Here is a 13,169-nt window from a genome sequence, read left to right as displayed (position 1 = left end):
GGTATCGAGGACGTCGACGACCTGCTCGCCGACCTCGGGCAGGCCATGACCTCGTGACCCTCCGGATCACACCGCGGCCACGTGCCGTCCCCCGCTCGCGCTGAGCCGCTGCGGGGGGGGGGGGGGGGGGGGGGGGGCGCCGCCCCCGCCCCCCCCCCCCCCCCCCCCCCCCCCCCCCCCCCCCCCCCCCCCCCCCCCCCCCCCCCCCCCCCCCCCCCCGCCCCCCCCCCCCCCCCCCCCCCGGCCCCCCCCCCCCCCCCCCCCCCCCGCGACGGCCAGGTCGTGGGCGTGGCCCTGTGGTTCCTCAACTTCTCCACCTGGCGCGGCACCCACGGCATCTACCTCGAGGACCTCTACGTCCAGCCGCGGCACCGGGGCACGGGCCTGGGCAAGGAGCTGCTCCGCACGCTCGCCGCGGTCTGCGTCGAGCGCGGCTACTCCCGGCTGGAGTGGTCGGTGCTGGACTGGAACACCCCGTCGATCGACTTCTACCGGGCGGCCGGCGCCGTCCCCATGGACGAGTGGACGGTGTTCCGCCTGACCGACGACGCGCTCGCGTCGTTCGCCTCCGACGACCGAACCTGACCGCGCGGCGCTAGCGTTCGACCCGTGACCACCGAGCGCGGACCGATCGAGTGCTGGCTGACCGACATGGACGGGGTCCTCGTCCACGAGGGGAACGCCCTGCCGGGTGCCAAGGATTTCCTCGACCGGCTGGTCGAGCGACGGCGCCGGTTCCTCGTCCTGACCAACAACTCCATCTTCACGCCCCGCGACCTCGCGGCCCGGCTCAGCCGGACCGGCCTGCTCGTACCCGAGGAGGCGATCTGGACCTCGGCACTCGCGACCGCCGACTTCCTCGCCACCCAGCTGCCCGGCGGCTCGGCGTACGTCATCGGCGAGGCGGGGCTGACCACCGCGCTGCACGAGGTCGGGTACGTCATGACCGACACCGATCCGGACTACGTCGTCCTCGGGGAGACGCGCACGTACTCGTTCGAGGCGATCACGCGGGCGATCCGGCTGGTGGAGGGCGGCGCCCGGTTCATCGCGACCAACCCGGACGTGACCGGCCCCTCGCCGGAGGGTCCGCTGCCTGCCACCGGCTCGGTGGCCGCGATGATCACCGCGGCGACCGGCGCCAAGCCGTACTTCGTCGGCAAGCCCAACCCGATGATGTTCCGCAGCGCGATGAACCGGATCGAGGCGCACTCGGAGTCGACGATCATGGTCGGCGACCGCATGGACACCGACGTGGTCGCCGGTATCGAGGCGGGCCTGGAGACGGTGCTGGTCCTCTCCGGGTCCACCTCCGCGAGCGAGGTGAGCCGCTTCCCGTTCCGGCCCAGCCGGGTCCTCGACTCCATCGCCGACGTGATCGACCTGGTCTGAAGAAGGAACCCGTCGCCCACCCCCTACCGGCCCCGTTCAGGGGCCCGCCCCGAGCGTGCGAGCGATGGGGGAAGGGGGTCCTCGTTCAGCGGCCGTCGTACGCCAGCCGCGAGTCGGGCGCGGCCAGCAGGTAGAGCACCGCGCCCACCAGCGCCAGGATCGGCAGGCCGATCAGCGGCTGCTGCGCGGAGAAGGCGAACGTGAAGCCGGTCAGCCCCAGGAACAGCTGCATCGCCACCACCGGCGCCCGGGCCCAGCCGGCGACCCTCCACAGCCCTCGCGCGGCGGCCCCGAGCACGCCGGCGGCCAGCGCGGCCAGCACCACCTCGGCGAGCGCGCGGGGCACGCTCTGCGGGGCGCCGGTCAACGTGAGGTAGAGCAGCACCAGCGCGCCCACCGCGAACGCCACGGCCTCCAGGGCCACCGCCAGGGCCGCCCGGCGCAGTGACGGCGGCGCCTCCGTCGCCGGCCCGGCGGGGCGCGGCGCCGGCTGGGCGGCGGTGGCGCCGAACAGCCGGTCGGCGAGGCGACGGGGCGGCGGGGTGGGCGCTCCGCGGTCCTCGGTCACGACGGCGAGATTACGCCCGGGCCCGGGCTGCGGTCGCCCACCGGACGTCCTGCCGCACCCACGCCGGGCCGCTGGATAGCCTGGCGGCATGCGCGCGCTCGTGGTCGTCAACCCTGCGGCCACGACCACGACCGCCAAGATGCGCAACGTGCTCGTCGGCGCGCTGGCCAGCGAGCTGAAGGTGGACGTCGCCGAGACGACGCACCGGGGGCACGGCCGTGAACTGGGCGCCCGGGCGACCGCCGAGGGGATCGACGTCGTCGTCGCCCTCGGCGGCGACGGCACCGTGAACGAGGTGGTCAACGGCCTGCTCACCGACGGGCCCGGACCGGCCGTGCCGACGCTGGCGGTCGTGCCGGGCGGGTCGACCAACGTGTTCTCCCGGGCCCTCGGCCGGTCGCGCGACCCGGTGGAGGCGACCGCCGAGATCCTCGCCTCGCTGCGCGCCGGCCGGACGCGGTCGGTGTCGCTGGGCACCGCGAGCGCCACCGGCACGAGCACCGCGGCGGTCACCGGGGTCGCGCCGGAGGCGGCAGAGGCGGTCGCCCGGGCCGACGCCGACGCCGACGGCCCGGGGTGGACCGCCCCCCGGTGGTTCGTGTTCGCCGCCGGCTTCGGGTTCGACGCCGAGGTGATCGCCCGGGTGGAGGCCCATCGCGCCCGGGGGCGCCGGTCGACCGGCGCGCTCTACGTCCGGGAGGGCACCAGCGCCTTCCTGTTCGGGCGGGAGCGGCGACGCCCCGCGATGACGCTCCAGGTGCCCGGCGAGCCACCCGTCGAGGAGCTGTTCCTCTGCCTGGTGTCCAACGTCAGCCCCTGGACCTACCTGGGGGCGCGACCGGTCAACCCGACGCCGCAGGCCTCCTTCGACACCGGGCTGGACGTCTTCGCCCTGGGCCGCATGGGTGCCGCCCGGATGCTGCGCGCCCTGCGGCAGACCATGCGGCCCGAGCCGGATCTGCGCGGACGCGGCCTGCACCGGTGGCACGACCTCCGGGAGCTGTCGATCACCGCCGTCCGGCCGCAGGGTTGGCAGGTCGACGGCGACCACCTGGGCACGGCCACCGGCGTCCGGATCACGGACGTCCCGCACGCCCTGCGCGTGATCGCCTGACGGCTCTTCTTGAGTGATCGGCACGGCTTTTCCCCCCGCCGGGTGGCGGGCCTAGCACGGGCGTGGTGAGGTTGCTCACGCGGGGGTCAGCGTCGACCCCGATTCGCTTGACAGGCGTCCGGCACGTGAAAACATCGCTGCTGGGACGCAACCTGCCGGTAACAAAGCAGGCAGTCGCTGCCGCCAAGACGCTGGGTGACCGGTGTCGGCCCGGCGATCGCAGACCGAGCAAGGCGACTGACGCACCGACCGCAGACGACATCGAGGAGTACAACGCCATGGACTGGCGCCACCGCGCGCTCTGCCGGGACGAGGACCCGGAGCTGTTCTTCCCGATCGGGACGACCGGCCCCGCTCTCGTCCAGATCGAGCAGGCCAAGGCCGTGTGCCAGCGCTGCCCGGTGGTCTCGTCGTGCCTGGACTGGGCCCTGCGCTCGGGCCAGGACTCCGGTGTCTGGGGTGGGCTCTCCGAGGACGAGCGGCGCGCGCTGAAGCGGCGTCAGGCTCGCACCCGGGTCCACACCGCCTGATCCGGACCACCACGACGGCCGCCGGGGTTCACCGGCGGCCCACCGCACCACCGCGAAGCACCGACCGCCACGAGGCCGGTCCGGGTCCTCCCGGACCGGCCTCGGCGTCGTCCGGGACGGTGCAGCTCTCACCGCCGCGGCCGGGCGGTGCAGGGCAACGTCAGCACGACCTCGGTGCCCGACCGGCCCTCCAGCGTCCCCATCGTCAGGCTCCCGCCCAGCTCGCTGGTGACCAGCGTCCGCACGATCTGCAGGCCGAGCCCGTCGCTCGTCGCCGGGTCGAAGTCCGGTGGCAGGCCCTGCCCGTCGTCGCGGACCCGGACCCGTAGGTCGTCCCCCTCGCGCTCGGCGACCAGCTCGATGACCCCCGGCTCCCCCTCGGGGAACGCGTGCTCGGCCGCGTTGTGCAGCAGCTCGGTCACGGCGAGGACCAGCGGGGTCGCCGCCGCCGCGGGCAGCTCGCCGAACGAGCCGGTGCGGCGGGTGCGGGCCGCGGGCCCCACGGAGGTCAGGTCACCGAGCATCGGGAGCACCTGGTCCAGGACGTCGTCGACGTCGACGACGTCCTCCCGGCTGCCGGCGAGCGTCTCGTGCACGACCGCGATGGACGCCACGCGGCGCACCGACTCCTCCAGCGCCGCCCGGGCCGCGGGCTCGGTCATCCGGCGGGCCTGCAGACGCAGCAGCGCGGCGACCGTCTGCAGGTTGTTCTTCACCCGGTGGTGGATCTCCCGGATGGTCGCGTCCTTGGTGAGCAGCGCCCGGTCCCGACGCCGCACGTCGGTCACGTCGCGGACCAGCACCAGCGCCCCGGGCTCGGCGCCGGGGGCGTGCAGCGGCAGGGCCCGCAGGAGCAGCGTCGCGCTGGCTGCCTCGACGTCCATGGGGTCCAGGTAGCGACCCGCGATCGCCGCGGTGATGCCGGCGGCCGCCGCTTCCCCCGCCACGCGGTCGGTGACCACGCGGCACGTCACCTCCGCGAGGACGGCGCCGGCCAGGTCGCCGACCACCCCGATCCGGCGGTAGGCCGAGAGGGCGTTCGGGCTGGCGTAGGTGACCCTGCCCGCCCCGTCGAGGCGAACCAGCCCGTCCCCCACACGCGGGCTCATCTCCGCGTCCTGCGCCCTGACCGGCGGGAAGGTGCCCGCGGACACCATGAGGCAGAGGTCGGCGGCGATGTCGAGGTAGGTGAGCTCGAGCGTCGACGGCGCCCGCGTCACCGCGAGGTTGGTGTCCTTGGCCAGGACGGCGATCCCCACGCCCTCGTGCCGCACGGGGATGACCTCGCGCCGGCGCGGGGGCGTCCCCGACCGGTCCGGTTCCCCGTCGGTGACCGGCCGCCCGTCGCGGAGCGCCGCGGTGAACGACCGCGCCGCGTCGGCGTCCACCTCGACGCCGACCATGTCCTCCGGCCGGCTGGTCGGCGCGGTGAGCGGGCGGACCTGGGCGACGCACCACCACGATCCCGAGGACAGCGGCACCCAGAGCGTCAGGTCGGCGAAGGCGAGGTCGGCCAGCAGCTGCCAGTCGGCGACCAGCCGCCGGGCGTGGTCGATCTGGGCGGGGCTGGACGCCGTGCCACGGGTGAGGCGCTCCGAGAGGCTGCTCATGGTGCCCCGAGCCTATGACCCGTCCCGAGGCCCACCCCGAGCGGGCGAGCGGGACCGGGTCCTCTCCTACGCTGCACCGCGTGCCTCCCCTCCCCGCCGTCCGCATCGAGCCGGCGGTCCCCGCCGACCACGACCGCATCGCCGCGCTCACCGTGGACGTGTACGTGCGCGGCGGCCTGGCGTCGGCGGGGTACGCCGCCGAGCTGGCCGACGTGGCCGGTCGTGCGCGGCTGGCCGAGCTGCTGGTCGCCCGCGACGAGGCCGGCCGGCTGATCGGCAGCGTGGCGTTCGTGGCGGGCGGCGAGTTCGGCGAGGTGCTCGAGTCCCCCGACGAGGCCGGTTTCCGCATGCTCGTGGTCGACCCGCGGGCGCAGGGCCGCGGAGTGGGCGCCGCCCTGGTGCAGGCGTGCCTGGCCCGCGCCCGCGCGGCGGGCCGGCGGCGCGTCGTCATCTCCACCGGCACGCGCATGCGCGCGGCCCACCGGCTCTACGAGCGGCTGGGCTTCACCCGGCTGCCGGCGCGCGACTGGACGCCCGCCCCCGGCGTCGACCTGCTCGTCTACACCCGCGACGTCTGCTGAAGGACCCCGCCCTCCTCACCCCTCGCACGCTCGGGGCGAGCCTCCGGGCGGGGCCGTCAGGCGTCGGCGACGGTGGCGATGAGGTCGCCCTCCTGGAGGACCTCGCCCTCGACCACGTGGAGCTCCTGCACGGTCCCCGCGCGCTCGGTGAGCACCGGGATCTCCATCTTCATGGACTCCAGGATCACCAGCGTGTCACCGGCGGACACCCGCGCACCGGGCTCCACCAGGACCTTCCAGACACTGGAGACCATCTCCGCGTGGATCTCCTCGACCGCCACCGGAACCTCCCGCGCCCGCCCGATCATGAGCCCCCATCCAAGCACGGGCCCCGGGCGTCAGGTTTCGGGGAAGGCGCGCCCCTCGGCCAGCCCGCCGAGCACCGCGCAGACCTCGGGGCCGTCGTGCGGCACCCCGGCCCCGGCCAGCCCGGACAGCGCCAGGCCGGCCGCACGCGCCGCCGCCGCGACGTCGTCCGCGCCGGCGCTCACGGTGGCCAGCAGCGCGTCGTACCAGCCGTCCAGCCGGTCACCGGGGTCGTAACCGCTGACCGCGACCAGGTCGACGCCGCCCTCGGCCGCGGGCGGGCGCCCGGAGCCGGGGAGGCGACCGCTGATCCGGCCGGCTCTCCCCGGCGGGAGCGTGGCGCGCAGCTGTGCGACGACCGCCGCCCGCGGTTCGCTGCGGGCCACGGGGCCCGGCCCGGGGACCCGGGGTCCGACGGCGCTGCGCAGCGCCAGCTCGACGGCGTCGACCCCGTGCGACCGCTCGAGCACCGCCATGTCCAGCGAGAAGCCCGCGGCGACCTCGGCCAGCTCGCCGTCGGGGGCGATGCCGACGGTGACCAGCCCGCGCCAGCCCACCTCGGCGAGGCGGTGCGCGGCCGCGGGCAGCTGCCGGGGCTCGCCGGGGGTCCAGGACACACGTGCGATGCCGGCGGCACGATCCCGGGCCACCGAGGTGGCGAAACGCAGTCCGTCGGCGGTGACCCAAGCGAGGAAGCCGCGTTCGCTGGCCGGCTCCACGCCGTCACCACCGAGGCGTTCCAGCACCTCGGCATCGGGACCGCCCCAGCGCAGCCCCGCCCGGACCACCTCGGCGGCCAGTCGCGCGTTGCCGGCCAGGGCGGGAGGAACCGGGAGCACCGTGTCGGCTCCGCTGCGCCGGGCCGCCTCCACGATCCGGTCGACGGCCAGGTAGGACTCGGCGGCCGGCGCAGGCCCCAGCAGCACTGCGTCGTCGGCCAGGCGGACGTGCCGTGCCGAGCGCTCCGTCTCGCTGTGCACCGCCACCGCCTTGAGGCCGAGCCGCTGGCACGCCCGGACCACGGCGCACCCAGCGGGTCCCCGTCCGGCGACGAGGACGGTCTCGATCCCCAGCTGCGGCACTGCTGCTCCTCCTGCGTTCGCCCTGCCCGGCGCACGGCCGGCTCTCCCCGTGAGAGGCTTGCCGGGTCAGCTTGGCGGGTCCGCCAGCGCGGCGCACCCCGCGTGCGCCGGCTCCGGCCCCCCGCACAACCCACGGGCCGCCCGGCCCACCAGCAAGTATGAGAGGAGGGCAGCGATGTCCAAGCGCGGACGCAAGCGTCGCTCCCGCAAGGGGAACAAGGCCAACCACGGCAAGCGCCCCAACGCCTAGAAGGACCCCGTCCTCCCCACCCTTCGCAGGCTCAGGGTGGGCCCCTGAACGGGGCCGGACGCCAGAGGCCCAGAACCCGTCGGGTTCTGGGCCTCTGGCGTTCGCCCCCCACTCAGGCGGTGGGACGCTCTTCCGAGTGCTCGATCGTCAGCCGCTCGACGCTGACCTGGGTCCCGTCCTCCTCGAACGAGACGCTCGTCAGCTGCATCTTGATGCGGTCGCGCAGACCCGACGGCGGCTTGTCGCCACCGCAGCGTCGCCGGACCAGCGCCTTGAACTCCTGCTCGATGCCGAACTGGCGCAGACAGGGCGAGCACTCGTCGAGGTGCTCGGCGATCACGCCCCGGCGCTCGTCGGAGGTCTCGTGGTCGAGGAACTCGAAGACGTGCGTCAGGACGTCGTCGCACGAGTTGATGTCGAGGGGCTCACCGGCCCCCTGCTGGTCGCTCACGGGCGGGTCGCCTCCTCACCGGCCCCGGCGCGGACGAAGCCCCGCTCCCGGGCGTAGTCGGCCAGCAGCTTCTGCAGCCCTCGGCGACCGCGGTGCAGCCGGGACATCACCGTGCCGATGGGCGTGCCCATGATCTCGGCGATCTCCTTGTAGGCGAACCCCTCGACGTCGGCCAGGTAGACCGCGAGCCGGAAGTCCTCCGGCAGCTGCTGCAGGGCCTCCTTGATGTCGGAGTCCGGCAGGTGGTCCAGCGCCTCGATCTCGGCCGACCGCAGGCCCGAGGAGGTGTGCTCCTCGGCGGCGTAGAGCTGCCAGTCCTGCACCTGGTCGGTGGGGTACTGCTGCGGCTGCCGCTGCTTCTTGCGGTAGCTGTTGATGTAGGTGTTCGTGAGGATCCGGTACAGCCAGGCCTTGAGGTTGGTGCCCTCGGCGAACTGGTGGAACGCGGAGTAGGCCTTCACGAAGGTCTCCTGCACCAGGTCCTCGGCGTCGGCCGGGTTGCGGGTCATCCGCAGGGCCGCCGGGTAGAGCTGGTCCAGGTAGGGCAGCGCGTCGCGCTCGAACCGGGCGTCCCGCTCGGCGCGGGTCTCGGCGAGCTCCGTGCGACTCCCGCCCTCGCGGGCCTCGGGCACCTCCACCGGCGCGCCCTCGGGCAGCTGACCGGGGTTGTCGACCACGGAATCCTCAGGCACCGACCGTCCTCTCCGGGGCCCCCGGACGCGGGGCACCACGTCGGTCGATCCTAGCCGTGCGGCGTCCGGACGGCCCGGGGGACGCCGGTGCACAGCCCGTGCGCGAGTGGTGGAGACGCTGCTGCTCACGGCCGGTGCAACGGCACCGGCGGCCGCGGCCATTCCCGACGGGCCGTGCTCGCTACGCTGCGGCGCCGTGGCGGCAACCCCGGCGGTACGGGTCCTGGAGCAGGCGAAGGTGGCCCACACGCTGCACCCGTACGACCCCGAGCACCCGGCCGACCAGGGCCACGGCGAGGCAGCGGTCGCCGCGCTGGGGGCTGATCCGCGGCAGGTGTTCAAGACCCTGGTCACCCGGGTCGACGGCGTCCTCACCGTCGCCGTGGTGCCGGTCAGCGGGACCCTCGACCTCAAGGCGCTGGCCACCGCCGCCGGTGGACGCAAGGCGGCGATGGCCGACCCGGTCGACGCCGAGCGGGCCACCGGCTACGTCCTCGGCGGCATCAGCCCGCTGGGGCAGCGCAAGGCGCTGCCCACGGTCGTCGACGCCTCCGCCCTGGACTTCCCGACGGTGCTGGTCAGCGCCGGGAGGCGCGGGCTGCAGCTGGAGCTGCCCCCGGCCGAGCTGGTGCGGCTGACGCGCGCCCGCACCGCCTCCATCGGACGCTGAGGTCAGGGCGCCGCGTACGGCGTCAGGAGCTGGTCGACCGGGGCGAAGTCGTCGGTCAGCACGCGGGCGTCCCCGATGAACCGGGTCAGCTCCTCCCCCTCCGCCACCTGCCAGGCCAGGTCCCGGCGGGTCAGCGCGGCGGCGATCTCCTCGGCGGGCAGCGGCCGCTGCGACCCCACCGCGATGACGTTGCCGCCGTCCTCCCCGGCCAGGACCGGCGCGCGGGCCAGGAGGACCACGTGCTCGAACACCTCGCGCATCGTGGCCAGCTCGGCGCGCACGAACGACAGCGGTGGGTGGTCGATGAGGTTGACCGCGTAGACGCCGTCGTCGGCCAGCGCCCGGTCGACCAGCTCCAGCGCCTCCCGGGTGGTCAGCTGCCAGGGCACGGAGAGCCCGCCGAAGGCGTCGCCGACGACGAGGTCGCGCTGCCCCGCCGGCTCCTCGGCCAGCCCGACCCGGCCGTCGGCGACCCGCACCCGCAGGTCGGCCGACGTCTCCAGCCCGAGCTGCTCGCGGTCCATCGCGACCACGCCGGGGTCCACCTCCACCACCACGCTCTCGGTGCCGGGCCGCACCTCGGCGAGGTACCGCGGCAGCGTGAGCCCACCACCCCCGACGTGCAGTGCGGAGATGGGCTCGCCCGTGGGGAAGACGGCATCGGTCACCGCGGCGACCGCCCGGATGTAGGCGAACTCCAGGTGGGTCGGGTCGGCGAGGTCGACGTAGGAGTGCCGGAGGGTGTCGAGCATCAGCACCCGGCCCGAGGGCCGCTCCGGATCAGCCACCACCCGCGCGCAGTGGTAGGCCGTCTCCTCCTCGCAGGGGGTGGGGGCGACCGCGGCGAGGCCGGCGCCGACGACGGCCAGGACGAGCAGGCCGGCCGGGACGGTGCGCGGCCCGTCACCGCGCCGCAGGACCACGCCGACCGCCACGCCGGTGAGCACGGTGACCGCACCGGTGGCGACGAGGATGACGCTGCTGGGCAGGACCGCCACGAGCACGAACCCGGTGGCGAACGTCGCCGCGATCCCCCCGAGCGTGCCGATGCCCGACAGCCGCCCGACGACCGCGCCGGTCTCGTCCAGGCTGGCGAGCTGGAGCTTCACGACCATCGGCGGGACGGCGGAGAGCAGCGCCGCGGGCACGACCACGGCGACCGCGGCCAGCAGCAGCACGCCCCCGGCGTCGGCCCCGCTGAGCAGCGAGCCGGTGAACCGGACCAGCGGCAGCACGGCGACGACCAGGGCCCCGCCGGCGATCAGCAGCGGCGCCAGCAGCCGGCGCGGGTCCGTGCGGTCGGCCGTCGCACCACCCAGCCACGCGCCGACGGCGATCGCCGCGAGGGCGAAGCCGATCACGGCGGTGCTCGTCTGGACGGTCACGCCGACGTAGGGCGCGATCAGCCGAAGGCCGACGATCTCCAGCACGAGGACCGCGCCGGAGCTGAGGAAGGTCAGCCCCGCCGCGACCCAGGCCGGCAGCGCGCCGCCCGGTGGTGGGGGTGGCGGCGGCGTGTCGACCGGAGCACCGGCGGATGCCTCGTCCGCTGCCACGTCAGAACAGCGCCGGCTGGTCGGCGGGGGCGTCCACGCCGTCCGCCCGGGCCAGCAGCTCGGGCCCGTTGTTGCGCACGCTGTTGACCGCCGGGCTCACCGGCCGCAGCTCCAGGCCGGCGACGAGCTCCGGCGGGGTGGACCGGGCGAGCTCCGCCACGTCCTCGCGTGCGGGGTCCAGCCACTCCGCCCAGCGCTCCCGCGGGAGCACCAGCGGCATCCGGTCGTGGATCTCGGCGAGCGCACCGGTGGCCGGGGCGGTGACCACGGTGCACGTGTAGAGCCGGTCCTCCCCCTTTCCCCAGACCTCCCAGAGGCCGGCCATGGCGAGCACCGACCCGTCCTCGGGGGTGATGAAGTAGGGCTGCTTGGCCGGGGAGTCCAGGCGCTTGGCCCACTCGTACCAGCCATCGGCCGGGACCAGGCACCGCCGCGAGCGCGCCGCGCTGCGGAAGGCCGGCTTCTCGGTCAACGACTCCGCCCGGGCGTTGAGCATCCGGTTGCCGACCGACACGTCCTTGGCCCACGAGGGCACCAGCCCCCAGCGCACCGCCCGCAGCTCGCGGAACCCTCCACCGGTCGGCCTGCCCTCGGTGTCGCGCTCGCGGGCGTGCCGGACGACGTAGACCTCCTTGGTCGGCGCCACGTTGTAGTCGGCGGCCAGCGGGGGCTGCCCGCCGGCCGGGACCGCCTCGAACTCGAGCGCGAGGTCCTCGGGCTTGCGGCTGGCCGCGTAGCGACCGCACATGACGCCTCCTCGAGGGCACGGGGCTGTTCCCCCAGCACTGTAGGTGCGGCCACCGACGAGCCGGCGCCCGTGCGTGTGCCAGCGACCACCGGGTAGGGCCCCTCTGTCGGAACGCTCGACGAGAGACGAGGATCACCGCGTGACCGCGACGCAGAACCCACCGACCGACCACCCGAAGACCGCCAGCGACAGCGCCGACCGGCGCTACGCGACGGTCAACCCCTTCACCGGCGAGACGGAGAAGGAGTTCGACTTCACGCCGACCGAGGCGATCGACGGCATCATCGAGCGGGCGCACGCCGCCTACCAGCAGTGGCGCGAGCTCCCGGTCGCCGACCGCGCCGCCGTGGTGCGCCGAGCCGCCGAGCTGATGGACGAGCGCCGCGAGGACCTGGCGAAGCTCATCACCACGGAGATGGGCAAGCGCCGCGACGAGGCCACCGGTGAGCTGTACCTCTGCTCGATGATCCTCAAGTACTACGCCGACAACGGCCCCGGCTTCCTGGAGCCGACGCCGATCCAGCCGCTGATGGGCAAGGGCGAGGCGGTCATCGAGACCCGCCCGATCGGCGTCCTGCTCGCCATCGAGCCGTGGAACTACCCCTTCTACCAGGTGGTCCGGGTGGCCGGCCCGAACCTGGTGCTCGGCAACACCGTCATCCTCAAGCACGCCGAGATCACCCCGCAGTGCGCGGTGGCGATCGAGCAGCTGTTCGCCGACGCCGGTGCACCCGAGGGCGTCTTCACCAACACCTTCCTGCGCATCTCCGACGTCGAGCAGGTCATCGCCGACCCCCGCATCCAGGGCGTGACCCTCACCGGGAGCGAGCGCGCCGGCAGCGCGGTCGGCGCGCTGGCGGGCAAGCACCTCAAGAAGTCGGTGCTCGAGCTCGGCGGCAGCGACCCGTTCATCGTGCTCGACGCCGACGACATGGCCGCGACGGTCAAGGCCGCGACGATGGGCCGGATGCAGAACACCGGGCAGGCGTGCACCGCCTCGAAGCGGCTGATCGTCACCGAGGAGCTGTACGAGCCGTTCGTCGAGGGGCTGAAGCAGGCGTTCTCGACCTTCTCCCCGGGCGACCCGGCCGACTCCTCGACGTCGCTGGCGCCGCTGTCCAGCGAGCGGGCCGCGCAGGACCTGCACGCGCAGATCCAGGACGCGATCGACAAGGGGGCGACCGTGGTCGCCGGCGGCCGGCGGCCCGACCGCCCGGGTGCGTTCGTCGAGGCCACGATCCTCACCGACGTCACCCCGGACATGCGCGCCTACAGCGAGGAGCTGTTCGGCCCGGCCGCCGTCGTCTACAAGGTGAAGGACGCCGACGAGGCGGTCGAGCTGGCGAACAACAGCGCCTTCGGCCTCGGCGCCACGGTGATGAGCAGCGACCTCGACCGCGCCCGCGCGGTGGCCGAGCGGCTGGAGGCCGGGATGGTGTGGATCAACCAGCCCACCGGCTCCTCCCCCGAGCTGCCGTTCGGCGGCATCAAGCGCTCGGGCTACGGCCGGGAGCTCTCCGAGCTGGCGATGTTCGAGTTCGCCAACCGGCGGCTGCTGCGCACCGTGCCGGTCAAGAAGGCCGACAAGCCGCAGGCGGGCTGATGGAAGGACCCCGTCC

At 74.7% G+C, this 13,169-nt stretch carries 16 protein-coding genes; 8 read left to right on the top strand and 8 right to left on the bottom strand.

What is annotated here, in order from left to right; genetic code table 11:
- Positions 1-81: 81 nt before the first annotated feature.
- Complete coding sequence (locus tag ACI79Q_RS17815; RefSeq protein ID WP_456615117.1) at positions 82-585, top strand: N-acetyltransferase family protein; 504 nt, start codon at positions 82-84, stop codon at positions 583-585.
- A gap of 24 nt (positions 586-609) precedes the next feature.
- Positions 610-1,392: an HAD-IIA family hydrolase gene (locus ACI79Q_RS17810; protein ID WP_456599543.1), complete on the top strand. Its 783-nt coding sequence runs from the start codon at positions 610-612 to the stop codon at positions 1,390-1,392.
- A gap of 85 nt (positions 1,393-1,477) precedes the next feature.
- Here ACI79Q_RS17810 and ACI79Q_RS17805 read toward each other — a convergent pair whose 3' ends face one another.
- The gene (locus ACI79Q_RS17805; RefSeq protein ID WP_456597177.1) at positions 1,478-1,960 is read right to left on the bottom strand and encodes a hypothetical protein; all 483 of its coding nucleotides are present in this window, start codon (positions 1,958-1,960) and stop codon (positions 1,478-1,480) included.
- Between the two features lie 88 nt (positions 1,961-2,048).
- On the opposite strand from ACI79Q_RS17805, the gene ACI79Q_RS17800 reads away from it, so the two are divergent.
- Together ACI79Q_RS17800 and ACI79Q_RS17795 are read left to right on the top strand one after the other, a co-directional pair.
- On the top strand, positions 2,049-3,074 hold the full coding sequence (locus ACI79Q_RS17800; protein ID WP_456599542.1) for a diacylglycerol/lipid kinase family protein: 1,026 nt from the start codon (positions 2,049-2,051) through the stop codon (positions 3,072-3,074).
- Positions 3,075-3,352: 278 nt separating this feature from the next.
- Positions 3,353-3,604, top strand: coding sequence for a WhiB family transcriptional regulator (locus tag ACI79Q_RS17795; RefSeq protein ID WP_091928851.1), 252 nt, complete (start codon positions 3,353-3,355; stop codon positions 3,602-3,604).
- Positions 3,605-3,732: 128 nt separating this feature from the next.
- Here ACI79Q_RS17795 and ACI79Q_RS17790 read toward each other — a convergent pair whose 3' ends face one another.
- Complete coding sequence (locus ACI79Q_RS17790; RefSeq protein WP_456589268.1) at positions 3,733-5,214, bottom strand: sensor histidine kinase; 1,482 nt, start codon at positions 5,212-5,214, stop codon at positions 3,733-3,735.
- 80 nt (positions 5,215-5,294) lie between these two features.
- On the opposite strand from ACI79Q_RS17790, the gene ACI79Q_RS17785 reads away from it, so the two are divergent.
- Positions 5,295-5,795, top strand: a complete 501-nt coding sequence (locus ACI79Q_RS17785) for a GNAT family N-acetyltransferase (protein ID WP_456615116.1) — start codon at positions 5,295-5,297, stop codon at positions 5,793-5,795.
- Between the two features lie 56 nt (positions 5,796-5,851).
- Here the strand turns inward: ACI79Q_RS17785 and ACI79Q_RS17780 are convergent, their stop codons facing one another.
- Both ACI79Q_RS17780 and ACI79Q_RS17775 read right to left on the bottom strand, forming a co-directional pair.
- Complete coding sequence (locus ACI79Q_RS17780; protein ID WP_456599540.1) at positions 5,852-6,103, bottom strand: biotin/lipoyl-binding carrier protein; 252 nt, start codon at positions 6,101-6,103, stop codon at positions 5,852-5,854.
- Positions 6,104-6,133: 30 nt separating this feature from the next.
- Positions 6,134-7,183 carry a biotin carboxylase N-terminal domain-containing protein gene (locus ACI79Q_RS17775; protein ID WP_456615115.1) on the bottom strand — a complete coding sequence of 350 codons (1,050 nt, stop codon included), beginning with the start codon at positions 7,181-7,183 and terminating at the stop codon, positions 6,134-6,136.
- A gap of 175 nt (positions 7,184-7,358) precedes the next feature.
- Here ACI79Q_RS17775 and ACI79Q_RS17770 point away from each other — a divergent pair, with 175 nt between their 5' ends.
- Positions 7,359-7,433, top strand: coding sequence for a 50S ribosomal protein bL37 (locus ACI79Q_RS17770; RefSeq protein ID WP_014377707.1), 75 nt, complete (start codon positions 7,359-7,361; stop codon positions 7,431-7,433).
- 112 nt (positions 7,434-7,545) lie between these two features.
- Here the strand turns inward: ACI79Q_RS17770 and rsrA are convergent, their stop codons facing one another.
- A complete protein-coding gene (gene rsrA / locus ACI79Q_RS17765) occupies positions 7,546-7,884 on the bottom strand; it encodes a mycothiol system anti-sigma-R factor (RefSeq protein ID WP_456589272.1) in 339 nt (112 codons plus the stop codon).
- Positions 7,881-8,576 carry a sigma-70 family RNA polymerase sigma factor gene (locus ACI79Q_RS17760; protein ID WP_456589273.1) on the bottom strand — a complete coding sequence of 232 codons (696 nt, stop codon included), beginning with the start codon at positions 8,574-8,576 and terminating at the stop codon, positions 7,881-7,883. Before ACI79Q_RS17760 ends, rsrA begins: the two co-directional genes overlap by 4 nt.
- A gap of 196 nt (positions 8,577-8,772) precedes the next feature.
- Here ACI79Q_RS17760 and ybaK point away from each other — a divergent pair, with 196 nt between their 5' ends.
- The gene (ybaK, locus tag ACI79Q_RS17755; protein ID WP_456597171.1) at positions 8,773-9,246 is read left to right on the top strand and encodes a Cys-tRNA(Pro) deacylase; all 474 of its coding nucleotides are present in this window, start codon (positions 8,773-8,775) and stop codon (positions 9,244-9,246) included.
- Between the two features lie 2 nt (positions 9,247-9,248).
- On the opposite strand, the gene ACI79Q_RS17750 is transcribed toward ybaK, so the two are convergent.
- Positions 9,249-10,802 (bottom strand): fused MFS/spermidine synthase, encoded by a 1,554-nt coding sequence (locus ACI79Q_RS17750; protein WP_456615114.1) that lies wholly within the window; start codon positions 10,800-10,802, stop codon positions 9,249-9,251.
- 1 nt (position 10,803) lies between these two features.
- Complete coding sequence (locus ACI79Q_RS17745) at positions 10,804-11,550, bottom strand: SOS response-associated peptidase (protein WP_456615113.1); 747 nt, start codon at positions 11,548-11,550, stop codon at positions 10,804-10,806.
- Positions 11,551-11,689: 139 nt separating this feature from the next.
- Between ACI79Q_RS17745 and ACI79Q_RS17740 the strand changes: the two genes are divergently transcribed.
- A complete protein-coding gene (locus ACI79Q_RS17740; protein ID WP_456589277.1) occupies positions 11,690-13,153 on the top strand; it encodes an NAD-dependent succinate-semialdehyde dehydrogenase in 1,464 nt (487 codons plus the stop codon).
- Positions 13,154-13,169 lie beyond the last annotated feature (16 nt).

The organism is Blastococcus sp. SYSU DS0828 (assembly GCF_054050975.1).
This window is presented reverse-complemented; position numbering and strand designations above follow the sequence as displayed.